This is a genomic window from Thermoleptolyngbya sp. PKUAC-SCTB121 (assembly GCF_016919485.1).
GTDB lineage: Bacteria > Cyanobacteriota > Cyanobacteriia > Elainellales > Elainellaceae > Thermoleptolyngbya > Thermoleptolyngbya sichuanensis.
Genome location: NZ_CP070366.1, coordinates 2299156 through 2323614, shown reverse-complemented (window position 1 = coordinate 2323614; position 24459 = coordinate 2299156). Strand labels below are relative to the sequence as shown.

The following is a 24459-nucleotide window of genomic DNA, read 5'->3' as shown; positions in this document are numbered from 1 at the left end:
GTGCCTTTCTCAAAAAAATCAGTGGCAAGCTGAAGATTTTTGGAGATTTGGATCAGCAGCTTAGATTGTTGGCAAACTGTCGTCGCTATGATGTAATCTATTCGGCGCATTATTTAACCACAACACTTCTTTCTTTTCTGAGCATTCTGGGGCTTCTGAAAAAGCCAATTGTGGCGATTGGATATCAGGCTCCTCGCACAAAAGCGTTTCATTGGAAGCTGTTTGTGAAAACGTTTATTGAAGGCAATAACAAGATTCTGTGTTTGAGTGAATCTTTGCTGAGGGATCTGGAAGATTTTGGAGTTCCCAGGCAGAAGCTAGATTTGATTGAGTGGGGTGCAGATTTGAGATTTTATCAGCCTGTCAATCTAAGTGAATCAACGGCTGAACAAGCTGCCAGGGAGAGGTTTATTCTCAGCCCTGGAAAGTCTTATCGAGACTATCCAACCCTGGTCAAAGCGTTTGAAAACTTGGACTGTGGCTTAACGATTTGTGGGGCTGGTCAGCTTGATCTCAAGCATCTAAAGCAGCGAGCGGTCGGCAGTGCCGAGGCGCATTTGCCCAGTAATGTATCCATCCTGCAAGACATGATTGACTGGCGAGATTTTATTCGTCTCTATCAGCAGGCGTATGCGGTGGCGATTCCTGTTGTGGAGGAAAAAGCCAGGTTCAAAAATGCGATTGGTCTGACGGTGCTGACGGAGGCGATGGCAATGGGGAAGGCGATCGCCATGACGCGCAGCGACTATGTGGGTGTGGATCTGGAGCGAGAAGGAATTGGGCTGTGGGTCGAGGAAGGCGATGTGGATGGCTGGCAAAGGGCGATCGCCTATCTGTTGGATAATCCCAAAGAAACCCGCGAAATGGGTCGCCGCGCCCGCCTTTTGGCCGAGCAGCGCTTCAACCTGGAGCAGTTCTCCAAGAAACTGGCTGATTCGCTCTGGCAGGCCTACAATGCCCAGCAACCTGCCCGCCCGACAATTTCCGTTCGCCAGCGGGCCCTGCTGCGCTAACTTGCGCCCAGTTGGATCGCATACAGGTTTGCGTAAATTCCTTTTTGGGCAATTAGCTCAGCGTGGGTTCCCCGTTCCGCGATCTGCCCCTGCTGAACCACGAGAACCTGATCGGCTTGGGTCACGGTGCTGAGGCGATGGGCAATCACAAAGCTGGTGCGGTTCTGGAGCAACCGGGCGATCGCCTCTTGCACCAATGCTTCAGTGCGCGTGTCAATACTGCTGGTCGCCTCGTCCAGGATCAAAATTTTTGGATTAATCAGCACCGCCCGCGCAATACTAACCAACTGCCGCTGTCCCTGGCTCAGCGGTGCGCCCCGCTCCCCCAGCAGCGTGCTATATCCCTGCGGCAGCGAGGTGATAAATTCATGCACATTTGCAGTCTGGGCAGCCGCCTCAATCTCTGCCTGACTGGTATTGGGCGCACCAAAGGCAATATTCTCCGCCACCGTACCGCTAAAAAGTAAGTTATCTTGCAGCACAATCCCAATCTGGCGGCGCAGGCTGCTTTGGGTAACGCGGCGCACGTCGATGCCGTCGATTTTCACTGCGCCCTCCGTCACATCATAAAACCGCAGGATCAGGTTAATGATCGTGCTTTTGCCTGCGCCCGTCGGCCCTACCAGCGCCACCATCTGTCCTGGTTCTGCCACCAAGCTCACCTCTTGCAGCACGCGCTGATTTTCCGTATAGCCAAAAGACACCGACTCGAACCGCACCTCTCCGCGAATCGGCGGCATCTCAGTCGCATTGGGTGCATCCTGCAACGTCACAGGCTCATCCAGCAGCAAAAAGATTCGGTCTAATCCCGCCAGTCCAGACTGCGCCTGCGTATAAAACTGGCTGAGAATTTGAATGGGGCGAAAGAACTGCTGCACATACAGCAGAAACGCCGTCACCACGCCCACAGACATCGCCCCCGTCACTGCCAGATAGCCACCATAGGCCATCACACCCGCCGTCGCCAGCGTGTTCAGAAAATCAATCGACGGCAAAAAGGCAGAGGTCACGGCCACAGCCTGCACATTGGCCCGGCGATTGGCCTCGTTCAGGCTATCAAATTCCTGAATATTCAGTTGCGTCCGGTTAAACGCCTGCGCCTCGCGCACGCTGCTAATGTCCTCCTCCAGCTTGGCCGACAGTTCGCCAATGGTCTCCCGCGCCACGCGAAACCGCCGCCGTGCCCAGCGCGAAAAGAACCCGGTCGTGAAAATCATCACGGGCACCACCAGATTGCTCAGCAGCCCCAGTTGCAGGTTCATTGACAGCATGGCGATGATGATGCCGACCAGGCTAAACGCCTGCCCCAGCATTTGCGGCACCGTCAGCCCAAAGGCCTGATTCACCGTGTTCACATCATTCAGCAGGCGGCTCATTAGGTCGCCCGCCTCGCTGCGGTCAAAAAAGCTGACCGGAAGACTCTGCACCTTGGTAAACAAGTCCTGCCGCAGTTGCCCCAGCACCCGCTGCATCATGTTGCCAATGCGCCAGATTTGTCCCCGAATCGCCACCACGCCCAGCACGTAAATCACCACCAGCAGCACCAGCAGCCGCGCCAGCCCCGGCCAGTTGCCCTGCAAGATGAGGTGGTCGATTGCCCAGCCAATCAACAGGGGGCCAATGGACTGCGTGGTTGCGCCGAGCATCACCAGCAGGAGCGCGATGGGAATTTCCTGACGATAGGGCGCGAAATATTGCAGAAATCGCCGCAGGGTCGAGAGCTTGGGCTTTTGCTCCGCAGCGACAATGGGGGACGGGCCTCTGATCATAAGGCTTCAGCCTTGGGTGCGGGGTAGAGATGCACATCGCGCTGGGGAAAGGGAATGGTAATCCCGGCGGCATCCAGCTTTTTCTTAATGTTTTCGTAGGCGGCAAAATAGACGGGCCAGTAGTGTTCGGTGTGGGTCCAGGGGCGCACGGCAAAGTCTACGCTGCTTTCCGCCAGTTCCAAAACGCCAATCATCGGCGGCGGATCGCTGAGAATTCGTTCATCTTGGGCTAGCGCTTCGGCGATCGCCCGCTTCACCCGGTCAATGTCTTCGTGGTAGGCAACGCCCACCACCAGATCCACCCGCAGAATGCCCTTTGTGGAATAGTTAATGATATTGCCGCCGGTAAGGCTGTTATTGGGAATGACGACCGTCTTGTTATCCAACCGCCGCAGCACCGTTGTAAAAAGCTGAATATCTTCCACAAAGCCCGATTCGCCGCCGCCCTCGATCCAGTCGCCAACACGAAACGGATGAAAAAAGACAATCAGCAGCCCTGCTGCAAAGTTGGACAGCGACCCTTGCAGCGCCAGCCCAATTGCCAGACCCGCCGCCCCCAGCACCGCCACCAGCGACGTGGTTTGGATGCCCAGTTGCCCCAGCGCCGCCAAAATCACAAAGGCCGTCAGTCCGTATTCAGCCAGATTGCCGGTAAATGCAACGAGGTTAGGGTCAATCGTGGTCGGGGTCATCAGTCGCTTGATCAGGCGGCGGAGTTGCTTGGCCAGCCAGCGACCCACGACTAGAATAATCGCTGCGCCCAGCAGTCGCAGCCCAAAGTCTACGCCCAGAGATTGCAGTTGCAGCAACAGGGCATTCCAGGCATCGAGGTTAAACAGATCAAAATCAAAGGTCATGAGCAGGAGATCGTCAGTATGGCGTATGAGGTGAGGGAAGTTAACCTTGGAACGGGTGTCCGCATTCTATAACCTAATCCCGAACCACCGCACTGCCCCCCAGATACCGAGTCTAGATCTCTAGACCCCGCACGGCAGGGGGCAGTCGTCCAAACATCTCGCTCATTCCCTAGTTCGCTACAATGAACGTTAGGCCTTAGAACCCTAAGTTTCTTCACTATCGCCCATTGACACCATGCTGAAAGCCCTGCTGGGAGACCCCAACGCCCGTAAGCTCAAGAAATATCAGCCTGATCTAGCAGAAATTAAGCTGCTAGAGCCAGAAATGGAGGCGCTGTCGGATGATGAGCTGCGGGGCAAGACGGCGGAGTTTAAGCAGCGAATTGAAAAAGGAGAAAGCCTGGACGACCTGCTGCCAGAGGCGTTTGCAGTGGTGCGGGAAGCGGGCAAGCGGGTGCTGGGAATGCGCCACTTTGACGTGCAGCTCCTCGGCGGCATGGTGCTGCATGATGGACAGATTGCCGAGATGAAGACGGGCGAAGGAAAGACCCTCGTGGCTACCTCGCCTGCCTATCTCAACGCGCTGTCGGGCAAGGGCGTGCATGTGATTACGGTAAACGACTACCTAGCCCGCCGGGACGCGGAGTGGATGGGGCAGGTGCATCGCTTCTTGGGGCTGTCAGTCGGGCTGATCCAGTCGGGGATGAACCCGATCGAGCGCAAGCGCAACTACGACTGCGACATTACCTACGGCACCAACAGCGAACTGGGGTTTGACTATTTGCGCGACAACATGGCCACGTCGATGCAGGAGGTGGTGCAGCGCCCGTTTAACTTCTGCATCATCGACGAAGTGGATTCGGTGCTGATTGACGAAGCGCGGACACCGCTGATTATTTCGGGGCAAGTGGATCGCCCCAACGAGAAATATACCCGCGCGTCGGAGGTGGCGCGGGAGCTGTGGCAAGTTCGTCAGGGCGTGAAGCGGCAAATCGAGAAAGTGGAGGAGGCGATCGCCGCTGCTCTGCAAGAAGGCAACAAAGCCGAAGCCAACCAGCTTAACCGCGAACTCGATCGGCTCAAGGAAGAACTCGATCGCTATTACGAAGTAGACGAAAAGCAGCGCAACGTGCTGCTGAGCGACGAGGGCTTTGAGGTGGTAGAACAGCGCCTCGGCGTGAAGGACTTGTTCGACCCCAAAGATCCCTGGGCGCACTTTATCTTTGGGGCGCTGAAGTCCTACGAACTCTTTATTCGCGACGTGAACTACATCGTTCGCAATGGTGAAATTGTGATTGTGGACGAATTTACCGGACGGGTGATGCCGGGCCGCCGCTGGAGCGATGGCTTGCACCAAGCGATCGAAGCCAAGGAGGGTGTGGAAATTCAGCCAGAAACCCAAACCCTGGCAACGATTACCTACCAGAACTTCTTCTTGCTCTACCCCAAGCTGGCAGGCATGACGGGCACGGCAAAGACCGAAGAGGCCGAGTTTGAGAAAATCTACAAGCTAGAAGTGACAGTCGTGCCCACCAATCGCCCCACGGGTCGGGTTGACCTGTCGGACGTGGTGTACAAAAACGAAAACGCCAAATGGCGAGCCGTGGCGCAGGAATGCGCCGAGATGCACCAGATGGGTCGCCCGGTGCTAGTGGGGACGACCAGCGTGGAAAAATCGGAGCTACTGTCGAGCTATCTGTCGCAGCTAAGTGTGCCCCACAACCTGCTGAATGCGAAACCCGAAAACGTAGAGCGCGAGTCGGAAATTATCGCCCAGGCCGGTCGCAAAGGCACGGTGACGATCGCCACTAACATGGCAGGACGCGGTACGGACATCATTCTGGGGGGCAATGCCGACTATATGGCACGGCTCAAGGTGCGGGAATACCTGATGCCGCGCATTGTGCAGCCAGAAGATGAGGCCGCCTTTGCCATCAGTGGAGCCGGGGCAGGCGGCGGTCGATCGGGTGGACAGGGCTTTGCCCCTGGCAAAAAGCAGAAAACCTGGAAGGTGGCGGCGGATCTGTTCCCGGTGCCGATTTCCAAGGAAGCTGAGCGGCTGCTTAAAGAAGCGGTGGACTTTGCAGTGCAGCAGTATGGCGAGCGATCGCTCTCTGAGCTAGAGGCCGAAGACAAGCTAGCGACTGCATCGGAAAAAGCGCCCAGCAGCGATCCGGTCATCCTGAAACTGCGCGAAGCCTATAACCTGGTGAAGCGCGAGTACGAAGCCCACACGTCTGCCGAGCATGACGAGGTGGTGAAGCTCGGCGGGCTGCACGTCATTGGCACAGAGCGCCACGAGTCGCGCCGGATTGACAACCAGCTTCGTGGCCGTGCGGGTCGGCAGGGCGACCCCGGTTCCACCAAGTTTTTCCTCAGCCTGGAAGACAACCTGCTGCGGATCTTTGGCGGAGAGCGCGTCGCAGGTCTAATGAATATGTTCCGCGTGGAAGAGGACATGCCCATCGAGTCGGGCATGTTGACGCGATCGCTCGAAGGCGCACAGAAGAAAGTCGAAACCTACTACTACGACATCCGCAAGCAGGTTTTTGAATATGACGAGGTGATGAACAATCAGCGCCGCGCCATCTACGCCGAGCGCCGCCGCGTGCTAGAAGGGCAAGACCTGAAGGAGCAGGTGATTAAGTATGCCGAACTGACGATGGACGACATCGTGGATGCCTACATCAACCCCGAACTGCCGCCGGAAGAATGGGAGCTAGATAAGGTCGTGGCCAAAGTCAAAGAGTTCGTCTACCTATTGGCGGACTTGGAGCCGAGCCAGCTTGAAGACCTCTCTGCGGGGGAAATCAAGACCTTCCTGCACGAACAGGCTCGCATCGCCTACGACATTAAAGAAGGCCAGGTCGATGCCGCCTCTCCAGGGCTGATGCGCCAGGCCGAGCGCTTCTTCATCCTCCAGCAGATCGACACGCTCTGGCGCGAACACCTGCAACAGATGGAAGCCCTGCGCGAAGCCATCGGCCTGCGCGGCTATGGTCAAAAAGACCCGCTGATCGAATACAAGAGCGAAGGCTACGAGCTATTCCTAAATATGATGACCGACATCCGCCGGAACGTGGTCTACTCGCTGTTCCAGTTCCAGCCGCAGCCGCAGCCCGTGGCTTAGGTCACTGTCAATGCCGCAATCTGGGCGGTAGCAACTCTGCGGAAGAACGCTATGAATTTATGAAACCTCAAAGACTCTGTGAAAAAGCGCAGGGGCTTTGGGTTTTATGTTTACTGATATCCATCTACTCAGATGTGTGTAGACGCTAGCGTTTTTTTCGCGGATTAGCCGCCCCAAACCCACTTGGCTTGTCAGCGGTGGGTGCTGCTGGGGAGGGGGCAACAGCGGGCGATCGCAAAACGACATGCTGCTTGTTGGCTTCCCGCAGCTTGGCATCGTGCTGGTTGTAGAAAAATGCCAGCAGCGTAAATCGTCGTCCCTGCGTCACGGGCGTTGCTTCATGCAGCAGCAAGCAGGAAAAGATGACTGCTTCGCCGGGGGCCGGGCGATAAAGCTGAGAGCCATATTCTGGAAACCTGAGATATCCCCCTTCATAGCCCTCGTTAAGATTTATTTAACGTCATGGCAAAGCGACGATGCAAAGAACCGACATTTGTATTGTCGCGGTTGTATTGTCGCGGTGCGGCTTGAAAAAACCTTGCGTTTGGTCATCGTAGCAGCCCACCAGATAGCGCTCGAAATTGGTCACACGGTAATAGAATGCCTTCTCAATTTCTGGGACAATCCGCCGCCAGATGCGCTGATTAATTTGCCCAATCAGGCTAGGGCCAGTAATTCGCAGATCCCGCCGTCGCTTGATGGACGGGTTCAGCACTTCCACCGTCTGATCGCCAATCTGCTGCATAAAGCCAGAATCGACGCTGCCCTCTGACTCGTAGCGATCCATCAGCAATTGACAAAACGCTGGCTCTAGGACGCGAGGAACCAGCAGCACCAGAGCCTGTCCCGTCACCAGAGTTGGCGGCGAGAGCGGCGGCAATTGCGACAACTGCTCCATCACTCTTGCTGCATGACTCCCCTGGCGATCGAGCGGGATAATAGCAACAATCCGCAAGTTCTCATCCAGTACAAAGGTCGTGGGATCGTAGACAATGCTGCCGTTGCTATCAATCTGGCGCACGCCGTAGAGAGTGCTGAGTTGTCCGTCAAAATCCCACAGAAGATTAAGATGGGGCGATCGCCCAACCAGTTCACCCAGAGCCTGGTCTTGTGGATCAATGCTCACCCCCAAAACCGATACCCCCAGCGCCTGCAACTGGGCTTGTAGGGACACAAATTCCATTAGCGCTGCCGAAGTCTCTGGGCTACTGGCGCTACCCAAGAAAAACAGCACCGTAGAAAAACAGCACCGTGCGATCGCCATTCAGATAATCGCCGTAGTGCTGCGGATGGGCAGTTGAAGGGAGGGCGGCCCAAAGAGCCGAGTCGCCAATCGAGAGCGGAACTGCGGGAGTGGACATGTGGCAAGGGTTTTAAGGGTCACGAGGGAGGTAGATTAATTCTGGATTCTAGATTTTAGATTGGCGATTTTAGTTAGATTGGCGATTTTAGATTGCTAGTCCAAGCATCTGAAAAGCTTCTAGCAAGTTCATCTAGAGCGCTGTCTGCCAAAAGTCGTCTAGGATTCCGGCTCCTTCAGCCGCTCCAGCGCCACCAGCAGTCGCTCGACGCTGGCGTTTGGCTCCAAAAACGAGAACAGGTGACGGAAGCGGATTTTTCCGGCGGGGTCAACCCAAAACTGAGCGGGGAGTGGTGCGCCTAATGCCTGCCCGGTTTGGTAGCGGCGAAACACGCGACATTCAGGATCGCTCAGCAGCGGCATTTTTAGCCCCAAGTCTTGCAGCACGATTTTGCTCTGTCGCTCGTCCGTGCTGGTGATCATCAGCACCTCTGCGCCGCGCTGGGTGAACGCCTCGTACTTCTCGTTCATCTCCAGAATATGCGGATAGCAGAGCGGGCAATACTGCCTTTCCGTAAAAATCCGTGTGAAATAGAGCAGCACCGGGCGGTTCCACGCCTGTTCATTGAGCTTGCGGTTGCCCGTATAGTCCGACAGGCGCACCTTGCGATCGCTCTTCACATCCAGCAGCTCAAACGGCGGCGCGAGGCTACCCGTGACAAACTGATTGGTAGCGGGAATGGGGAAGAAGTTTTTGTAGAAGCGATCGCCCAGCAGTCCGCGAAAGTCGGTAGAAGTTAGCATTGCAGAGGTTGGGAGGTTCAAGGGAGGTTCAAGGGAGGTTCAAGGGGGGCAGGCACAGTGAGGACGGGGGGTATGGAATGACCCATCAAAACCTTGAAGCACGGGTCAGAGCAACGGTCGAGAGGGAACTGCAAGAGGCAGAGACACCGGGAGCGGCGATCGCCCTCCTCCGCAACGGCGAAATCCTTCTGGCAACGGGCGTAGGCTATGCCGACCTCCAGCAGCAAATTCCCCTGCCCAGCGATGCCCGCTTCTATATTTACAGTATTACTAAACCGCTGCTGGCGACGGTGGCAATGAATCTGGTGCAGGCGGGGCGGCTGGATCTGGACACATCGCTAGCGCCGCAGTTCGCCCAAATCCCCTACACCGTTGAATCTCCCGTGACCTTGCGGCAACTGCTGAGCCACACAGGCGGCATCCCTGGCTATGGCGATGGCAGCGCCTATGTGCAAGATTTGCAGGCGCATCCCCAGCAGGCCTGGACGACGGAGACGTTTCTCCGGGTAGCGCAAGACCAGGGACAGCTTTTTTCACCTGGCGCAGGCTGGGCCTATTCCAATATTGGCTACATGCTGCTGCGGCTGATCTTGACCCAGGAAACAGGGCTTTCAATGCCGCAATACCTGCACGAGTGGATTTTTCGCCCGCTAGGGCTGCGACACACCTTCGTTCCCGAAACGCTGGAACAAGCGCATGGATTAACCCCCGGCTACAGCCAGTTCTTGACTGGGGACGACACTGGAGACGAATTGCAAAACGTCGCGCTGCTCTATCATCCCGGCTGGGTGTCGCATGGGGTCGTGATCTCCACCGCTGCCGAGCTGGGCAAAATCATGGACGCGCTGTTTGCAGGCAGGCTGCTGGAGCCAGAGCGCGTTTGCGAAATGCTAGAGCCGATCCAGGTGTTCGATTTCGAGCATCCCCAGATCGGCAAAATTGGCTATGGCTTAGGGCTGTGTCTGGGGTTGGAGTCGCCCTACGGCAAGGTCGCAGGGCACAATGGCGCAGGGCCTGGCTACGTCACGGGCGCGTTTTACCTGTCGAATGTGCAGGGGCAGCCAACGACGGTAGTGGCACTGGCCAACCGCGATCGCCATGACCTCGACCTGGGGACGCGCATCGTTTTTGCTATCCTCCGGGCGCTGGCAGATGCCCCTGATTAGCCCAACCCCTGGATTCACACGCCGACCTACTCAATCCCAAAGGTCACCGAAACCACGGCTGTAATGTCCTTCTCAATTGAGGACGTGTCATACATGCCGTAGTCGCTGACCTCGGTGGAGTTGCGCGAGGTGATTTGAAACACGCCCGTTTCGGCACTGCGGACTGCGCCAACGCGGTTGCCTGCGCTCTGGGCGATCGCCTCTGCTCGGGCCTTGGCATCCTTGGTCGCCTCGGCCACCATCTCAATCCGCAGCTTGCTCAGCTCGGTATAAAGATACTGCGGCGACTCCGACACCAGATTAATCCCCTCGTTGATCAAGTCAGTCGATTGCTGCGACAGCGTGGTGTATTGATCGACCTCCGTCGAGCGCACCTCAAACCGCTGCGTCAGCCGATAGGCCAGGGTTTGCCCAGTCTCGCGTCCGTTGGGTGCAACCTCCGGAATCGAGTAAGATTCAATCGCGCTGAGGGTGACTGCTTCGGCAGGCACCTGGTTTTCGCGCAGATAAGCCTGCACTCGCTCAGTCTGTCGCTTCAAATCCTGATAGGCAGCCTGAGCCGTTGGCTGCTGGCTGGATACGGACAGTCGCCAGATGATGTAGTCGGAGCGGATGGGCCGCTTGGCAGACCCCGTCACCACCATCACATCATTGCTGGATTTCACGTCGCGCAGGGCCGTTGCGCCGATAAACGTGCTGCCCACCAGGGCCAGCGAGAGGGCTACTAAACCTGCGAAAAGCTGGGGATAGCGTTCCGATGACGCTGAATTTTGCATGGTCATTTCTCCTCTCCACCAGGGAGAATAAAGACCCTTTGCGCGTTCGTCCGATGCGGAGAATTGCTTTACAACGCTGACGCGAGGGGCTAGCAGGAGCGATAAACACTGGCTTCACCAGAGCTTTGGTGGCTCCGGGTGGCACAAACTATTCATCGATTCCTGCCGCCTCCACGAGGCTCTGAGGACTGGACTCGGCTCAGGCTCGATTCCAGTTTCAAAAATCCAGGACTGACGCGCTTGCAATAAGCTTTCTGGATTTTGGACAATTTCTCGTGGGCTGCGCCCGCGAGAAATTGTCCAACTGCGTAAGTCCGAGAATCGTTGCGTGGCTCTGTCACCGAGCAGCGGCGCGGCGTTTGGGTCAAGTTTTTATAAAAACAATTGGGTTCGTCAGTCGAGCCTGCCAGAACAGCGTTCACTCCACTCTGGCGGGGTATGATGCGATCCCTGACTGACGCGGCCAGTTTGGCAGCCAACAACCGAGCAACCGAGCAGGAGAGCGGCCACACTTGGCTACTCACTAGACCAGTCTTTCCAGTACCTTATTCACGAAAGCGGTTTCGTCAGTGTGGTTAACTACAGCAGCATCTGGGGCAATTCCCGATGCGATCGCCCCCTTTGCCAACTCTAAAATCCAAGCTCCAGCAGATCTCCCTGCCCTAGCCCCCTTAACCGCCTTTCATCCGTTGCTCCAACTCTTCCAGCGTGTTGATCAGCAGGCGCTTGGCTTGCAGCGACCAGCCCCACTTTTGAACAGCGATCGCCCCCGCCCCGCCAACAATCGTCGCCAAAAAATCGACAGGCTGCATAAACGAAATGCCCAACAGCAGGCCCAGCCCTGCAATGCCCCACAGCGGCAGCGCCACGGCCTGACGCTGAGTTTCCACAAGCTTGGCAAGGCCGCCCGTAGGCATTTCTGCCAGCAAGGTTTCCTTAATCTGCTGCTGCTCAGCCCGCGACACCGACAGGGCAATCTTCTGCCGCAGCTTTTCCATCTTGCGGGCATCGGTGCTGTATTGCGTCAGTTCATCTTCTGCCATCAGCAGCAGGCGTTCAAGCTGTCCCATCGTTGGTTGCGCCTCTGGTGTGAGTCACGGTTGCGTCAGTGATTACTCCTTAACAATACGACACATTACGACCCATGCTGGCACTCATTGCCCCAGGTGCTTTCCGCTATTCTTCGTCCCACAGCCGCTCTAGCTGATAGCGCCACGCGCCCAGCGTTTGGTCACGCTCGGCAGCCCCCGCCTCCAGGCTGCCCATCATGCCCTCAGCATAGAAGCGTTCTAGGGTTTGCAGCGTGGTCTCCATCGACTGCCCTTGCTGCTTGGCAGCGCGAATGATCTGGCGAATTTGGGCTTCGGCCAAACGGTCGAAGCTGGGGGTTAGCCCGCGCTCTTGCAGAGACACCAGACGGGCGATCGCCGCTCGAAAATCTTCCACCGTCAGGCTGGCCAGGGCATGTTGATAGACCCCCCACAGCACGCCCTGATAGAGGGCATAGCGCACTTCCTGGGTTTCATCGAAATTTGCCTCCAGAAGTTGGGCAAGATAGGGGGCAGCCGCCTGCGCCGAATCAATCGAAACGAGCGATCGCAGCCAGCTCTGGTCTTCCGAAAGCAGCACCAGCAGGCGCAAGTTGCCGATCTCGACTTGCCAGGATTCTGGCTCGGCAGCCTGCACCGCAGGGCCAAACAGGGTCATCAAAAGCGTCGTGATGTCGCTAGGAATCATGAGTGCGATCGCCTTGGAAGTGAATTTGTAACCTACAATACCTCTCTTCCTGAACACAGAACCGAGAATACCGCCATAAAAGCTTTATAAATATAGAGTCTACGCGGGGAGGAATTGAAGTCGTATGAGTATTTCGTCAGATTCACAATACGTGGATCGCAGTCAGGCCGGGGAAGACTATCCGCTTTCGGCGGTGCCCTTCGAGGCCCGCAAGCCCATTTGGTCGCTGGCCCCGCTGCTAATGGGGTTTGCGCTCACCTCTACCACGCTGTTTGCCGGTGGGCTAGTTGGCTCAGCATTTCCCTTTTCCACCATGCTGGCTATTGTGCTAATTGGCAACCTACTTTTGGGAACCTACTGCGCTGCAATGGGCTACATCGCCCAGCGGAGCGGGCTGACGACCGTTCTCATGTCGCGCTTCAGCTTTGGCAATATCGGCTCTCGCTGGGTCGATTTTGTGCTGGGCTTTACGCAAATCGGCTGGTATGCCGTGACCAACGCCTTTATCGCCGATGCGCTCACGAAGCAGTTTGGACTGTCAGACGGAATGAAGGTCTTCCTGACAGTGTTCTTTACCTTCGCTTTTTGCGTCACTGCCTATATCGGCTATACGGCGATGGACTGGCTTAGCCGTATCGCTGTGCCCGCAATGCTGATCCTGATGGCGATTAGCCTGATTCGAGGATTTGGCGATGCAGGCGACCTGGCCAGCTTACAGCCCGCCCAGCAGATGGGGGTTGGGGTGGCGATCGCCACGGTGATGTCTACCTTTATCTCCGGCGGCACCCAATCCACCAACTGGAGCCGCTTTGCCGACACGCCCAAAAACGCCATCTGGAGTACCTTTCTGGCGTTTTTCTTTATCAACGGGCTGCTGGTGTTTACGGGAGCCTTTACCACCCTGGTCTATGGCAGCGAAGACCTGATCGCGGCGATGGCCAAGCAAGGCCTGCTGCTGGGTAGCCTGGTTCTGCTGATCCTCAACGTGTGGACGACCCAAGACAACACCATCTATGCCTTCTCGGTGGCGGGAACCAACTTTTTCCGCACTACCAAGCGCCATGCCTTTGTGCTGGGCGGGGCACTGTTTGCGCTGCTGCTGGCGCTGACGGGCATCTATGAAAACCTGATTACTTATCTGCTGCTGTTGGGCACGCTGATCCCGCCAATTGGGGGCATCATCATGACCGACTTTTGGCTGCGCCACCGGGGTCAGTTTCCCTCGCTGGATACTCCCCTGCCTGCGTTCAACTGGGCTGGCGTGATTTCGTATATTGCTGCTGCGCTCATTGCCTACTTTACGGGCACTGCGGGCATCGGCATTGGCCCGCTAAATGGGATTATTGCGGCGGCGATTCTCTACGCGGTGCTGACCAAGGTGATTCCTCAGCCCATCCGGGTGACGGAAATGTAGTTTTTTCCCAAAGTGGGAGACGTTTAGCAACGGGCGATCTCCCCCACCCCGTCCGTCCAACACTCTAGTCAAAGCGCCGCAGGGTATCTCTTGTGGCGCTTTTAGGTGTGGCGCTTTTAGGCTTATTAAACTCCATCCAATGTTTAAACTTCCCTAAAGGAATGCCGGGAGTATGGACATAACTAGTTGCTAAAATTAACAAATATCTAGGAAAAAGGATTGAGTGTATGCGCTACACCACAGAAGATGGCGGTCGCCTGAACAACTTTGCAGTTGAGCCGAAAATGTATACCGCTGAGCCACCCAGCAAAAAGCAGCAGACGATTTATCTCATTGCTGGCATCGGCGCACTGGTGCTGGTGGGCGGTCTCGTGGCGATCGCCGTCTCTGTGTCCTAGCCCGTCTTTTGGCACACCCTGAACCAATCAAACAGCCGAGCGCCCCAGGCTCAGCTCTGGAGGACTCGGCTTTTTAATGTGCTTTTTAATGTCAGGATCTACGCACTTACGATAAGTTTCCTGGGTTTTGGACGATTTCTCGCGGGCGCAGCCCGCGAGAAATCGTCCAACTGCGTAAGTCCTGAATGTGCTTTTCCAGGCGACCCCTTGCTCTCTGCTAGGCTGTCGCCAGTTCTCGCCGCAAAAAGCTCAGCGTCTTATCCCAGGCATCAGCGGCGGCATCGGGTTGATAGACCTCCGGGCGGGTGTCGTTGAAAAAGGCATGGTCGGCTCCAGTATAGGTGTGGGTTTCGATGGAGCCACCCGCCTGTTGAATGGCTGCCTCTAGCGATCGCACCGCCTCTGGAGTCACAAACCCGTCGTTTTCCCCAAAAATGCCCAGCACAGGCGCACGCAGCTTCGAGAAATCGGGCTGCACGTTGGGATGGATGCCGTAGAAATCGACCACTGCGCCCACGCGCTGGCTCAGGGTTGCCGCCAGCAGCGCCAACTGGCCGCCCATGCAAAAGCCCACCACGCCCAAGCGATCGCCCGTTACTGCCGGATGCTCCTGCAAATATTGGAGGGTTTCTTCGAGCTTACGAGCCGTTTGCTCAATGTTTAGCGCCATAAACAGCCGCCCCGCTTCATCGGGTGAGGTGGTCGTTTCGCCATCGTACAGATCGGGGGCGATCGCCACAAACCCCGCTTCGGCGAAGCGATCCGTCACCGTTTTGATATGGGGAACCAATCCCCACCACTCTTGCAGCACCACTACCCCCGGTCCAGAGCCGCCCGACGGCAGTGCCAAATATCCTCGATTTGCAATTTCTGTTCCCATGACCTGTGCCAGCTAAAAATCAAGTCGCCATTCAAGAAACCTCACCCAGTAAAGCCTCGAAATGTCCTGCCCCGCAAGAGTTCGCGCGAACAGTTAGCTGAAAATCAATCCCTAAGCCGCCCTGCAAAAGGTTAAAATATTTAGTAATTTGGTGTATGCTGCATTGCACAAGGCGTGCGGGCTGCATTTATGGCGTGTCCTCCCCTGACAATTCTTAGTCATGCCTAAGCTGTGAACTGTGCCAGAAGGTTATCCTGGCGATCGCCCCCAAAGTCACTCTAACCCTGCACTCAGCTTACGACTGCCTTCCTCAAACTCCAGCCAGCCTACTTGAAACACAGCGCTACCGACGTTCCGTTTGCTCGCCCGATCCCATCCGTTGTGATGTAGCCGATATGGAGGCCTTATCCACTCCACCCGACCGCGCCGAACCGTCTCTGCAACTGCTGTTGTTTGTAGACAAGCGCCCTAGCTCCGTCGAAAAGATTCGGCAGATTCGCAGTCGCCTCAAAGAGCTAGCGGCAGACTATCCATTCGACCTGCAAGTGGTAGATGTGGGGGAGCAACCGCACCTAGCCGAGCATTTTCGCCTGATTGCCACGCCGGCCATTATCAAAATTTACCCAGAGCCTCGCCAAACCTTGGCTGGCAGCAACCTGATCGCCCAAATCGATAGCTGGTGGTCGCGCTGGAAACAGTCTGCCCAGGAAAACCGGATCAGCCTCGGTTCCACGTCGCCCTTGCCAATGGCGATAGAGTCGCTGCCAGTTCCCAATTCCGTCACCTATTCGGCTGAGCTAATTCGCCTGTCGGATGAGATTTTTCGGCTGAATCAGGAAAAAGAGGAACTACAGGAACAGCTTCGATTCAAAGACCGACTCATAGCAATGCTGGCCCACGACCTGCGAAATCCCCTCACGGCGGTTTCCATTGCGCTGGAAACGCTGGAACTGGGCAGCAGTATGCGAGAAATCTACGCCGAGTCGCGGCTGACCCCAGAAACCATGAGTCAGCTCATCAAACATGCCCGCACGCAGGCGAAGACGATTGACCGTCTGATTACAGACACGCTCCACGCCGCCAACAGCACTGGCGGCAAGCTCAACGTGCAGCCTCGCAAGTTTGACCTGGGCAAGCTGTGCCTCAGTCTGGTAGATGATTTTCAGACCAAGCTGCAAATCAAGGCGCAGAGTATTTCTACAGATATCCCCAGCGATTTGCCTGCGGTATATGCTGACCCCGATCGGGTGCGGCAAGTTTTGGTAAATCTGCTAGACAACGCCGTGAAATACACGCCCAATGGCAGTCATATCCAAGTTTCGGCCTTGCATCGCACAACGCAAAAGGTGCAGGTGAGCATCTGCGACGATGGGCCAGGTATCCCGGCTGAAAATCGCGATCGCATCTTTGAAGACAGCTATCGGCTGGAGCGAGATACCACGCAAGACGGCTATGGGATTGGGCTGGCGGTTTGTCAGCGCATCGTGCGGGCGCACTACGGGCAAATCTGGGTCGATTCAGAACTGGGAGCCGGAAGCTGCTTCCACTTTACGCTCCCAGTCTATCGGCCCTAAAGGGCGCGGGCAAACGGGCGATCGCCCCTGCCCTACATTGCGCCCACGCCAAATAGCACGGCGCGGATGGTTTTCAGAATCAGCGACAGGTCGTAGAGCGGGTGCCAGAGCGCCTGATACCGCAAATCGAGCTTGACAATTTCTTCAAAATCATCGATTCTCGACCGTCCGCTCACCTGCCACTCGCCCGTAATCCCAGGCTTTACATTCAGTCGCAGCCAGTGATGGTCGGCATAGTTGGCGACCTCATCCAGAGTGGGCGGGCGAGTGCCTACCAAGCTCATCTCGCCTTTGAGGACGTTGAGAAACTGAGGAAACTCGTCGATGCTCGTTTTTCTGAGAAACCAGCCGACGCGAGTTATCCGCGGGTCGCGGCCACGCTTGAAGTTAAAAGGTTTTCCCTTTGCCGCATCGGAGAGACTATCCGGCTGCTCCTGCATCCGATCGGCACCTTGAACCATCGTGCGGAATTTGTAAATCGTGAAGCAGCGCCCTAATAGGCCACAGCGCTGCTGACTGTAGAAGATGGGGCCGGGGCTATCGAGCCGGATGGCGATCGCCACGGGCACAAAGATAATTGCTAAGACCAGTAGCCCAACTAGGCTGCCAAGAATATCGAGCGATCGCTTGAACCAGTGATTTACAGAGGGGTGGGGCAGGCGATCAGGTGTTTGTACGTGCAGAGCGGGCGCTATTGAAACGGAGCTAAGTGAGTCTTGGAGCGAATCTGGAGATGCATAGCGAGACATTAGTAGTAACCCTTTTTGAAGTAACAACCCTGCTGGAAGAAGACCGCATAAATACGTAAAAACCCTTTCGTGCAGGAATATATAGCAAGCGCTTATGGATCAAAGGTTCAGCAGAAACGTCTTCACGGAATCTTTGCAGAAGCCCGAAAGTAGCCCATGTTTTTAAAGTCTTCGTGAAGCTTTTTATGAACGCTCCATCAAGCGATTAAGACGAAATGTTAAGCAATGGTGTGCTTGGTAGAAACAGGCTGCCTTGATCTGGCGCTCCGGATCACGCACCCTAGTTATGCATCCTGCTACAGGCCAACTCGCTTGCCCCTGCACGGAAACAGTCAGCAGCGTTCATGTTTCCAATTTATTCAGTTCATGCTTCCACCTTATTCATCAGGTGAGGCAATGCACTGAGGCAATGCACTGAGGCAATGTCCTGAGGCAATGCACTGAGGCAATGTCATTGAAGCTATATGCAGAAACAGCGAACGACTGGGCAAGACGGTGAATGGGCGATCGCCCTAATCTCTCGCCCCAATTTCTCGCTCCAATCTCTCGCCCCAATTTCTCGCCCCAATCTCTCGCTCCAATCTCTCGCCCCAATCTCCTGGGCAACCCCTGCAAACGGCATCACAGATTATTAAACTGTGTGACAAGATGTTCCCGATGCTCCCGATTTAGCCGAAAGTGATGGACAGTAGCACGCTTATTGGCGTGTTGTTTGTTATTAGGAGTGTTACAAAATGGCCTTGTCAGATACTCAAATTCTTACAGCGCTGGTGATTGCTCTGCTGCCTGCGGTGCTGGCATTTCGGCTTTCGACCGAGCTGTATAAGTAAGTCATCAGTCTGTTGGGGGCTGAGTCTCTGCTGGGCACTGCTGCTCGGCGACTCAGCCCTCTCAGGTTTCACTCAAACCTCTCACAAGCCTGCCGGGATCTCAGACTTGCAGATTTCAGGCTTAAATAGCAGATTTCAGGCTTAATATAGATCGCCTAGATCGCCAAGTTTGGGTTGCCAAATTTAGGTCGCCAGATTTAAATTGCCAAATTTAGGTCTTAAGTTTCGGCGCGAGAGGTGCCAGAGCTTCGCATAGCGATTATATTGGGGTAGATTCCGGGCTACCGGTCAAATCGCCCCGTTTTTTATATGAACTGCTAGCATGAATGCGATTCAACCCTCCCGCCCGCCGCTTTACCCTATCGAGCCAGTTCGCAAGCAGGCTCCCCGCCCAAGACGCAGGCTCCGGCAGCGGCGTAATCCCCATCAGTCGGTTGCGGTTGAAGCCAGCCTTCGGCTAGCCGTGAATGTCGTGGTAGGGATGGTGGCGATCGCCTCGATTGTCCGGCTGCTGCCCCAAAACATCAGCCAACAGCACAAACTCAACAAGCTCCAGTCAGATGTGACGGTACTAGAGCAGCGCGTGGATCGACTCCAGGAAACCTTTGCCCGCCAGTTTGATGCAGGGCAAGCCCGCAGCGTGATGCAGGAAGAAACCGGCCGCATTGGCATTGGCCAACGTCCGGTCGTCTGGGTAAAGCCCACTCCAGACGCGGCGATCGCCCCTACCCCTGCTGCCGCTCCCACAAGCGTCGCAAACCCAGCCAACCCTGTTTTGCCCGTCACGCCGCCAGACACAACACCCGTTCCCCCACCTGCGCCCAGCCAGCCAGACGCTTCTCCGACCAATATGGTTTCTAATCCTGCACCCGCTCAGGCTCCGGTCGCTGTGCCGAGTCAGGCATCGGTCGCCCCTCTGGGGTGGTAGCCTCTGGAATTGGCTAGAGGGCGATCGCGCTGCCACGAGGGGAGCCAAGTTCAAGGGCTGTTTAAGGGTGCTAGTTTTTACGGAGATTATCAATCCGGGTTACGCTGAATCCCTGCGTCTACCGATTTGCCTGGAGTTAGATGTCGATTTGGGTTGATTATGATGGGCTAGGTACAGCTTCAGCCGCCTAACAGGTCACCCCTGCTCTCTTTGGAATGGTGCCCCTGGATCATGTCGATTCAAAAATTCCCCCTAGCCACGCTCCTCAAAATCAGGCGATACATGCAGACGACCCTGGCGTTGCCTGATGCCGAGCAGCAGGCAAAGGTGGTAGAAACACTAGACGACTTGCCAGAGCCGGAATCCATCGATGACCTGAGCGGGCTATTTTCTTCGGGAACGCCCATCGTCACAACCCTTTCGCCGATTCTGCAAGAACAGTGGTTTATCAGCACGGTAAACCCTGCTGCCCCGCTGATCAAAATGCCGGGGCTGTGGCTAAAGCCAGGGTTTCGCCTGGTGAGCTATCTGTATCGCTCAGCAGAGGGCAGTGGGGTTGGGGTGGTGTGGGCTGTGCCAGAAGAATTTGGCACCACAGCCCAGCTTGAAAAGGCCGTGAAAGAGAAACACAACATTGCTCAAGTTCCCCGGCCAGAAGGAGCGCTCGGCCACGTCATGGAAGCCATTGAGGGCGATCGCTCGGCGGCTTCGTTTGTGCTGGCATCGATCTTGCGACGAGAGCTTCAGGAATTGGGCGTGTTGGGCGATCGCCGCAACTGGGCCTACCACCACCTCATCGAGGGCATCCCTGCCAAATATAACTGGCAGTGGCGAACCGAGATCCCCAAAGACCTGTCGCCCAAGGTGCGCCTCTATCCCGATGGACACGCAGCCGTAGAACTGTTTTCCTGTCGGATTTCTGGAACCAAGACGCTGTATCGCCACCTCGATCGCTATCCGCCCGATTCCTACAAGCCCGACAGCTTGGATAAGATGCTGGCGGTGGAGCAGGTAGGTTAGCTTGCCGGATTCCCAGATTCCCAGAGTCAATTGGGATCAATTGATTGGGATCAATCGCTCTGATCAGCTAATCTCGCACTAATCTTGCACATAGTCCTGCCCGGACAGCAGCGCTATCTCTGCCCGCACAAATTCACGCCCCAAATAGGCAGCGTGGTCAAGATGGCTGATGGGGCAAGGCTGCGCTTTTTCAAAAATTTCGATGCAGAGTTCCTTGGCGGTGCGCCCGCGAAAGGTTGCCGTGGGCAATCTCTTTAGAGAGCCGCTACAAGGCAGCGGCTCCCCAGTTTCGGGATCGCAGGCCAGTCCTTTGTCGTTGATAACGTTAGAAAAATGGTCTGCACAAATCAGCTTGGCATCCCGATCCACATAAATAATGAAATAGCCCTGGGGATCTAGCTCAATGTAGCGATTGGACAGCTTGTCATCTAGAGCGGCGTATTCATTGCGGAGCGCGATCGCCTCAGGACGCAACTCTTGTTCGGCAGTTTGATTCATAACAAAGGTACAGGTTCTCGGAAGCTACGGATATTGAAGGGTGGCCCAACCCCTAATCTATCGCATCCCAGCAGAGTATCGGATGGGCTATATAGATGTGATGATGCGATTGAAAGCGGGTGATGGGACTCGAACCCACGACATTCAGCTTGGGAAGCTGACGTTCTACCACTGAACTACACCCGCATTTTTGGAGACTTCTAGGATAGCATCCTGAACACTGATCGTGCGATGGGGGAGGTAGTTTATGGATAAGTTTATATGAACGAGTGCTATCAAAATGAGCGATCGCCCATGCAACAAATCATCACAAATTCAGTCTGATTTAAATTAAATAGAGCGGACTACGGCTATTTTCCAAGGGAATTCTTCCCATTTTAAAAAAATTAAAAATCAGCTGATATTTACTCCCTTAACCCGCTCTATTCGTCTATTTTGAATGAAGGGTTGATCAATGGAAACGGGAGCAATATCTTTGCTTGCTACTATCTTCGCTTGATGCTATCTCTGCTTGCTGCTATTGAATATCGGGGAATGGAGGGATTGAAACAGGCGCAGATTAAGGGGTGCGACCTCTCATCTGCAAGATGTGATCTCAGATCACAATGCCAGTGATGCGGGCGATCGCCCCAGATGCTCCATCTCACCCCCCATCTGCCGCTAGGTACGCTACGGTATCTATATCGTAGAAGTGGGTACTCTGAATCTAACAGTTTCTAGGTTGCCTCCTGTCCGAATACTTTCCGAATACTTAGTGTTCTGTTGTCTTTATCGCTGTTGCCCTTCTTCCTGCTGTCTTGTAGCGCTGTGAGCGATTCGCAATGTTTAACGCTACTGAACTCCTAATCTCTGATTTTGTGACCAAGCTCAAAGAGGGATATCACCATACCTATGGCGGTCTCAATGCTGGCTATGAAGATATTATCGGCTGGGTCGGGGCAATGGCGCTGGAGAACATTGCCAACAGCGACGCACTTTATCACAATGTCGAACACACAATCTTGGTGACGCTGGTGGGTCAGGAAATCCTGCGTGGCAAACACATCCGCGAGGGTGGTGTTTCACCCGATGACTGGCTGCATTTCATCGTGTCGCTGGTGTGCCACGATATTGGCTACGTGAAAGGGGTCTGTCGGAGCGATCGCGAAGGCTGGTATGCCACCGGGCAAAACGGCGAAATGATCAGCCTGCCACCAGGCTCATCCGATGCAGCCCTAACGCCCTACCACGTCGATCGTGCCAAGCTCTTCATCGACGAGCGGTTTGGCGGCAACCAGAAGATCGACTCCGCTATTGTAAAGCGCAACATCGAGCTGACCCGCTTCCCGGTGCCCCACGACGACGACCACCAAGATACGATACACTATCCAGGGCTGGTGCGGGCTGCGGATTTAATTGGCCAGTTGAGCGATCCCCGCTATCTCAAAAAAATTGGGGCACTTTACTACGAATTTGAAGAAACAGGCGTGAACAAGGCGCTGGGCTATCGCCATCCGGGTGACCTGCGGGCAAACTATCCTAAGTTCTATTGGAACGGAGTCTATCCCTATGTGAAAGATGGTCTGAAGTATCTTTCACTGACGCAGCAGGGGCAACAGATCATTGCTAACCTTTACTCCAATGTGTTCGTAGTCGAGCATGAGCCAGGGGGACAGCTTTCCACCCCCCATCCCGAAAATCAGCCTGTAGGCAGCGCAACCCACTAGGCAGTGTCTTAAAACTTTCTAGGTCGTTGATTGCCTTGAGTCGATCCCCCTAAATCCCCGCGCTTACGCGCCGCTTCGCTAGAAATAAGGGGGACTTCCGGAGTGGTTCGGCTCCCCCCTTTTTAAGGGGGGCTAGGGGGAATCGAAGAGTTCTAAAACATGCCCTAGATTTTGCGTGGAAGGGTGATGCGTAGAAGAAGGTTGACTTTTCGAGGTCGAAACGCCCGAAAAGCCAACCTTTTCTATACCTTTTCAGCCAGCCCTGAACCCGCCTAGCGACGGATGGGCGTGCCGCAGGGATAGGTGGCCACAGGCTCCCGTTCGGGTTTGGGCACAGGCTTAGCGTTGGGAATGGCAGCGGCTACCTTTTCCTCAGTTCGTTCCGCACGGGCTGCCAGATAGTCCCGTTGCAGCGTCGCCAGCATTTCCTCGCGGCGATCATAGAGGCGCTTCAGCGGACGCGGTTCGCACTGGTTGATCACGTAGGCTCCTATCAGCGGCAGAGCGATGGTGCTGTCGGTATAGCAAACAATGGTACTGGGCAATTCTTCTGGGTCAACCTTGCCCCAGCTCACGGCTTCGCTGGGGGTTGCGCCGGAAAGTCCACCCGTGTCGGGACGAGCGTCGGTAATTTGCACAAAGTAATCATGCCCGCGCTCCTCTAGCCCCAGCACCTCATGCAGTTGGGGCTGGGTTTGCAGCAGGAAGTTTTTGGGACTGCCGCCGCCGAGGATGAGTGCAGCACTCTTGCCTTCTACATCAGGAATGCCAGAGTTGCGGGCTGCATAGGCGATCGCCGCTGTTTCGTTCACATCCTGCGATGGGTCGATCACCAGCTTCGAGCCTTCCAGCGCTAGGGCTGCGACGTTCATGCCGATGGAGCTATCGCCCGGAGAAGAGGTGTAGATCGGCACGCCACACTCATAGGCCGTAGACAGCAGGCAGGGATTTTTCACACCAAGCTGTTTTTCCATCGCGTTGATGTATTTGCCCAACAGGTGGTGAAATTCTGCCGTGCCCATGCGCTTTTGGAATGGCTCAGAGCGCAGCAGTTCCCGGATAAACGCATCCGTTTCCAGCAGCACGTCATAGCCAAACACAATGTCGTAGATGCGAATTCGCCCTTCCTGGCGCAGCTTCACGTCGTCTACAAAGGGGTTGCTGGCATAAAGCTCCATCCCCAGCCCGTAGTGCAAGTCGTGATACAGATTTGCGCCCGTGCTGATGATCCAATCTACAAACCCGTGGCGCATCAGCGGCGACAGGACGGATACCCCCAACCCCGCAGGTGTGAGCGCACCGGATAGGCTGAGGGCAACCGTCACGCCCGGTTGCATGATGTCACGGCTGAGCAGATGACAGGCTTCGCGCAGACGGGCTGAGTTGTAAGCCGTGAAGTAGGTATCAATTAGGTCAGTGATGCCGATATTGGCAGACAGCGGCGCAGGCGAAATTTGACGACTAAGCAGTTTGGTCATGGCTTTTTCCCAATAAGATCCGGCGTGAATTGTGAATGTAGAACCTGGTTGCCTGACACAAGTCCCGAAAGCCCAGAAAATTCGTTGTCTTGGGATCGAAGCCCATAGCTCCTGAGTTGGAGCCGGAGGGCTTGGTCAGAGGAGCTTTTGGGCCAGCGTCCCCTACGAGAAATCAGGGGTTTCCAGAGATGTGTCAGGCAGTCAGATGTAGAACTAGAGCAGAAAACTTGTGAACACCAGTCGGCGAAAACCAGTCGGCTCAGAAGAGAGAGTTGAACGGGGTGCGGTTACGCAGGGCGGGTGAAATATTTTGTCTCAAAGACCTCATCGGCGCGGCAGGACAGCGAGAACCCCCTCAGGGTTCCTCAAAACAGGGAATCTCGAACAGATTGCAAGCTCGTCAGGGGCACTGGCAGAAGTGCAGGCAGAAGC

Annotated in this window: 24 protein-coding genes and 1 tRNA gene; 11 read left to right on the top strand and 14 right to left on the bottom strand. The window is 55.5% G+C overall.

The genetic code is table 11. The features are described from left to right. Positions 1 to 170: 170 nt before the first annotated feature. Positions 171 to 1013 carry a glycosyltransferase family 4 protein gene (locus JTM80_RS09810; protein ID WP_172358269.1) on the top strand — a complete coding sequence of 281 codons (843 nt, stop codon included), beginning with the start codon at positions 171 to 173 and terminating at the stop codon, positions 1011 to 1013. Here the strand turns inward: JTM80_RS09810 and JTM80_RS09805 are convergent. After that, complete coding sequence (locus JTM80_RS09805) at positions 1010 to 2782, bottom strand: ABC transporter ATP-binding protein (protein WP_205371083.1); 1773 nt, start codon at positions 2780 to 2782, stop codon at positions 1010 to 1012. The genes JTM80_RS09810 and JTM80_RS09805 overlap by 4 nt on opposite strands. Beyond that, complete coding sequence (locus JTM80_RS09800) at positions 2779 to 3639, bottom strand: mechanosensitive ion channel family protein (RefSeq protein ID WP_172358270.1); 861 nt, start codon at positions 3637 to 3639, stop codon at positions 2779 to 2781. The genes JTM80_RS09805 and JTM80_RS09800 overlap by 4 nt, the downstream gene beginning before the upstream one ends. A gap of 235 nt (positions 3640 to 3874) precedes the next feature. On the opposite strand from JTM80_RS09800, the gene secA reads away from it, so the two are divergent. Beyond that, on the top strand, positions 3875 to 6769 hold the full coding sequence (gene secA, locus JTM80_RS09795) for a preprotein translocase subunit SecA (protein WP_172358271.1): 2895 nt from the start codon (positions 3875 to 3877) through the stop codon (positions 6767 to 6769). A 145-nt stretch (positions 6770 to 6914) separates the two neighbouring features. Here the strand turns inward: secA and JTM80_RS09790 are convergent, their stop codons facing one another. The 4 genes from JTM80_RS09790 to JTM80_RS09775 all read right to left on the bottom strand — a co-directional run bounded on the left by JTM80_RS09790 (position 6915) and on the right by JTM80_RS09775 (position 8873). Then, on the bottom strand, positions 6915 to 7223 hold the full coding sequence (locus JTM80_RS09790; protein ID WP_172359085.1) for a 2OG-Fe(II) oxygenase: 309 nt from the start codon (positions 7221 to 7223) through the stop codon (positions 6915 to 6917). Positions 7224 to 7229: 6 nt separating this feature from the next. Beyond that, positions 7230 to 8033 (bottom strand): peroxiredoxin, encoded by an 804-nt coding sequence (locus JTM80_RS09785; protein ID WP_172358272.1) that lies wholly within the window; start codon positions 8031 to 8033, stop codon positions 7230 to 7232. Next, positions 7984 to 8130 carry a hypothetical protein gene (locus JTM80_RS09780; protein WP_172358273.1) on the bottom strand — a complete coding sequence of 49 codons (147 nt, stop codon included), beginning with the start codon at positions 8128 to 8130 and terminating at the stop codon, positions 7984 to 7986. The genes JTM80_RS09785 and JTM80_RS09780 overlap by 50 nt, the downstream gene beginning before the upstream one ends. A gap of 158 nt (positions 8131 to 8288) precedes the next feature. Continuing rightward, on the bottom strand, positions 8289 to 8873 hold the full coding sequence (locus JTM80_RS09775) for a peroxiredoxin family protein (RefSeq protein WP_172358274.1): 585 nt from the start codon (positions 8871 to 8873) through the stop codon (positions 8289 to 8291). Between the two features lie 77 nt (positions 8874 to 8950). On the opposite strand from JTM80_RS09775, the gene JTM80_RS09770 reads away from it, so the two are divergent. Continuing rightward, positions 8951 to 10039, top strand: coding sequence for a serine hydrolase (locus tag JTM80_RS09770; RefSeq protein ID WP_172358275.1), 1089 nt, complete (start codon positions 8951 to 8953; stop codon positions 10037 to 10039). A gap of 26 nt (positions 10040 to 10065) precedes the next feature. Here the strand turns inward: JTM80_RS09770 and JTM80_RS09765 are convergent, their stop codons facing one another. The 3 genes from JTM80_RS09765 to JTM80_RS09755 form a co-directional block, all read right to left on the bottom strand. Then, positions 10066 to 10815, bottom strand: a complete 750-nt coding sequence (locus JTM80_RS09765) for an SIMPL domain-containing protein (protein ID WP_172358276.1) — start codon at positions 10813 to 10815, stop codon at positions 10066 to 10068. 671 nt (positions 10816 to 11486) lie between these two features. Then, complete coding sequence (locus JTM80_RS09760) at positions 11487 to 11885, bottom strand: hypothetical protein (protein WP_172358277.1); 399 nt, start codon at positions 11883 to 11885, stop codon at positions 11487 to 11489. Positions 11886 to 11991: 106 nt separating this feature from the next. Then, positions 11992 to 12552, bottom strand: coding sequence for a hypothetical protein (locus tag JTM80_RS09755; protein WP_205371082.1), 561 nt, complete (start codon positions 12550 to 12552; stop codon positions 11992 to 11994). 124 nt (positions 12553 to 12676) lie between these two features. Here JTM80_RS09755 and codB point away from each other — a divergent pair, with 124 nt between their 5' ends. Together codB and psb34 are read left to right on the top strand one after the other, a co-directional pair. Beyond that, on the top strand, positions 12677 to 13966 hold the full coding sequence (gene codB / locus JTM80_RS09750) for a cytosine permease (RefSeq protein WP_172358279.1): 1290 nt from the start codon (positions 12677 to 12679) through the stop codon (positions 13964 to 13966). A gap of 227 nt (positions 13967 to 14193) precedes the next feature. Beyond that, positions 14194 to 14364 carry a photosystem II assembly protein Psb34 gene (gene psb34, locus JTM80_RS09745; RefSeq protein ID WP_172358280.1) on the top strand — a complete coding sequence of 57 codons (171 nt, stop codon included), beginning with the start codon at positions 14194 to 14196 and terminating at the stop codon, positions 14362 to 14364. A 217-nt stretch (positions 14365 to 14581) separates the two neighbouring features. Here the strand turns inward: psb34 and JTM80_RS09740 are convergent, their stop codons facing one another. Then, on the bottom strand, positions 14582 to 15244 hold the full coding sequence (locus tag JTM80_RS09740) for a dienelactone hydrolase family protein (RefSeq protein WP_172358281.1): 663 nt from the start codon (positions 15242 to 15244) through the stop codon (positions 14582 to 14584). A gap of 395 nt (positions 15245 to 15639) precedes the next feature. On the opposite strand from JTM80_RS09740, the gene JTM80_RS09735 reads away from it, so the two are divergent. Then, positions 15640 to 16818, top strand: a complete 1179-nt coding sequence (locus JTM80_RS09735; protein WP_172358282.1) for a histidine kinase — start codon at positions 15640 to 15642, stop codon at positions 16816 to 16818. Positions 16819 to 16850: 32 nt separating this feature from the next. Here the strand turns inward: JTM80_RS09735 and JTM80_RS09730 are convergent, their stop codons facing one another. Continuing rightward, positions 16851 to 17567 carry a sugar transferase gene (locus JTM80_RS09730; protein ID WP_172358283.1) on the bottom strand — a complete coding sequence of 239 codons (717 nt, stop codon included), beginning with the start codon at positions 17565 to 17567 and terminating at the stop codon, positions 16851 to 16853. A 464-nt stretch (positions 17568 to 18031) separates the two neighbouring features. Here JTM80_RS09730 and JTM80_RS09725 point away from each other — a divergent pair, with 464 nt between their 5' ends. From JTM80_RS09725 to JTM80_RS09710, 4 genes are all read left to right on the top strand, one after another. Next, complete coding sequence (locus JTM80_RS09725; protein WP_172358284.1) at positions 18032 to 18202, top strand: hypothetical protein; 171 nt, start codon at positions 18032 to 18034, stop codon at positions 18200 to 18202. A 99-nt stretch (positions 18203 to 18301) separates the two neighbouring features. After that, entirely contained in the window at positions 18302 to 18397 is a 96-nt protein-coding gene (psaM, locus tag JTM80_RS09720; RefSeq protein ID WP_172358285.1) for a photosystem I reaction center subunit XII, read from the top strand. A 322-nt stretch (positions 18398 to 18719) separates the two neighbouring features. Next, positions 18720 to 19325 carry a hypothetical protein gene (locus JTM80_RS09715; protein ID WP_172358286.1) on the top strand — a complete coding sequence of 202 codons (606 nt, stop codon included), beginning with the start codon at positions 18720 to 18722 and terminating at the stop codon, positions 19323 to 19325. A 282-nt stretch (positions 19326 to 19607) separates the two neighbouring features. Beyond that, the gene (locus JTM80_RS09710) at positions 19608 to 20345 is read left to right on the top strand and encodes a hypothetical protein (RefSeq protein WP_172358287.1); all 738 of its coding nucleotides are present in this window, start codon (positions 19608 to 19610) and stop codon (positions 20343 to 20345) included. Between the two features lie 78 nt (positions 20346 to 20423). Here the strand turns inward: JTM80_RS09710 and JTM80_RS09705 are convergent, their stop codons facing one another. Both JTM80_RS09705 and JTM80_RS09700 read right to left on the bottom strand, forming a co-directional pair. Next, a complete protein-coding gene (locus tag JTM80_RS09705) occupies positions 20424 to 20843 on the bottom strand; it encodes a DUF4346 domain-containing protein (protein WP_172358288.1) in 420 nt (139 codons plus the stop codon). Between the two features lie 114 nt (positions 20844 to 20957). After that, a tRNA-Gly gene (locus JTM80_RS09700) sits at positions 20958 to 21029 on the bottom strand. A gap of 635 nt (positions 21030 to 21664) precedes the next feature. On the opposite strand from JTM80_RS09700, the gene JTM80_RS09695 reads away from it, so the two are divergent. Continuing rightward, on the top strand, positions 21665 to 22549 hold the full coding sequence (locus JTM80_RS09695; protein ID WP_172358289.1) for an Npun_R2479 family HD domain-containing metalloprotein: 885 nt from the start codon (positions 21665 to 21667) through the stop codon (positions 22547 to 22549). Positions 22550 to 22821: 272 nt separating this feature from the next. On the opposite strand, the gene speY is transcribed toward JTM80_RS09695, so the two are convergent. After that, positions 22822 to 24027, bottom strand: coding sequence for a homospermidine biosynthesis protein (gene speY, locus JTM80_RS09690; RefSeq protein ID WP_172358290.1), 1206 nt, complete (start codon positions 24025 to 24027; stop codon positions 22822 to 22824). Positions 24028 to 24459: the final 432 nt, after the last annotated feature.

What these genes read in the sequence shown, in the direction of transcription:
- JTM80_RS09705 (WP_172358288.1), bottom strand. Translation starts at nt 20,843, where the DNA reads ATGAATCAAACTGCCGAACAAGAGTTGCGTCCTGAGGCGATCGCGCTC.
- JTM80_RS09805 (WP_205371083.1), bottom strand. Translation starts at nt 2,782, where the DNA reads ATGATCAGAGGCCCGTCCCCCATTGTCGCTGCGGAGCAAAAGCCCAAG.
- codB (WP_172358279.1), top strand. Translation starts at nt 12,677, where the DNA reads ATGAGTATTTCGTCAGATTCACAATACGTGGATCGCAGTCAGGCCGGG.
- speY (WP_172358290.1), bottom strand. Translation starts at nt 24,027, where the DNA reads ATGACCAAACTGCTTAGTCGTCAAATTTCGCCTGCGCCGCTGTCTGCC.
- JTM80_RS09715 (WP_172358286.1), top strand. Translation starts at nt 18,720, where the DNA reads ATGAATGCGATTCAACCCTCCCGCCCGCCGCTTTACCCTATCGAGCCA.
- psb34 (WP_172358280.1), top strand. Translation starts at nt 14,194, where the DNA reads ATGCGCTACACCACAGAAGATGGCGGTCGCCTGAACAACTTTGCAGTT.
- JTM80_RS09735 (WP_172358282.1), top strand. Translation starts at nt 15,640, where the DNA reads ATGGAGGCCTTATCCACTCCACCCGACCGCGCCGAACCGTCTCTGCAA.
- JTM80_RS09740 (WP_172358281.1), bottom strand. Translation starts at nt 15,244, where the DNA reads ATGGGAACAGAAATTGCAAATCGAGGATATTTGGCACTGCCGTCGGGC.
- JTM80_RS09765 (WP_172358276.1), bottom strand. Translation starts at nt 10,815, where the DNA reads ATGCAAAATTCAGCGTCATCGGAACGCTATCCCCAGCTTTTCGCAGGT.
- JTM80_RS09775 (WP_172358274.1), bottom strand. Translation starts at nt 8,873, where the DNA reads ATGCTAACTTCTACCGACTTTCGCGGACTGCTGGGCGATCGCTTCTAC.
- JTM80_RS09730 (WP_172358283.1), bottom strand. Translation starts at nt 17,567, where the DNA reads ATGTCTCGCTATGCATCTCCAGATTCGCTCCAAGACTCACTTAGCTCC.
- JTM80_RS09755 (WP_205371082.1), bottom strand. Translation starts at nt 12,552, where the DNA reads ATGATTCCTAGCGACATCACGACGCTTTTGATGACCCTGTTTGGCCCT.
- JTM80_RS09780 (WP_172358273.1), bottom strand. Translation starts at nt 8,130, where the DNA reads ATGTCCACTCCCGCAGTTCCGCTCTCGATTGGCGACTCGGCTCTTTGG.
- JTM80_RS09695 (WP_172358289.1), top strand. Translation starts at nt 21,665, where the DNA reads ATGTTTAACGCTACTGAACTCCTAATCTCTGATTTTGTGACCAAGCTC.
- JTM80_RS09785 (WP_172358272.1), bottom strand. Translation starts at nt 8,033, where the DNA reads ATGGCGATCGCACGGTGCTGTTTTTCTACGGTGCTGTTTTTCTTGGGT.
- JTM80_RS09725 (WP_172358284.1), top strand. Translation starts at nt 18,032, where the DNA reads ATGCAGAAACAGCGAACGACTGGGCAAGACGGTGAATGGGCGATCGCC.
- secA (WP_172358271.1), top strand. Translation starts at nt 3,875, where the DNA reads ATGCTGAAAGCCCTGCTGGGAGACCCCAACGCCCGTAAGCTCAAGAAA.
- JTM80_RS09760 (WP_172358277.1), bottom strand. Translation starts at nt 11,885, where the DNA reads ATGGGACAGCTTGAACGCCTGCTGCTGATGGCAGAAGATGAACTGACG.
- psaM (WP_172358285.1), top strand. Translation starts at nt 18,302, where the DNA reads ATGGCCTTGTCAGATACTCAAATTCTTACAGCGCTGGTGATTGCTCTG.
- JTM80_RS09800 (WP_172358270.1), bottom strand. Translation starts at nt 3,639, where the DNA reads ATGACCTTTGATTTTGATCTGTTTAACCTCGATGCCTGGAATGCCCTG.
- JTM80_RS09710 (WP_172358287.1), top strand. Translation starts at nt 19,608, where the DNA reads ATGCAGACGACCCTGGCGTTGCCTGATGCCGAGCAGCAGGCAAAGGTG.
- JTM80_RS09770 (WP_172358275.1), top strand. Translation starts at nt 8,951, where the DNA reads ATGACCCATCAAAACCTTGAAGCACGGGTCAGAGCAACGGTCGAGAGG.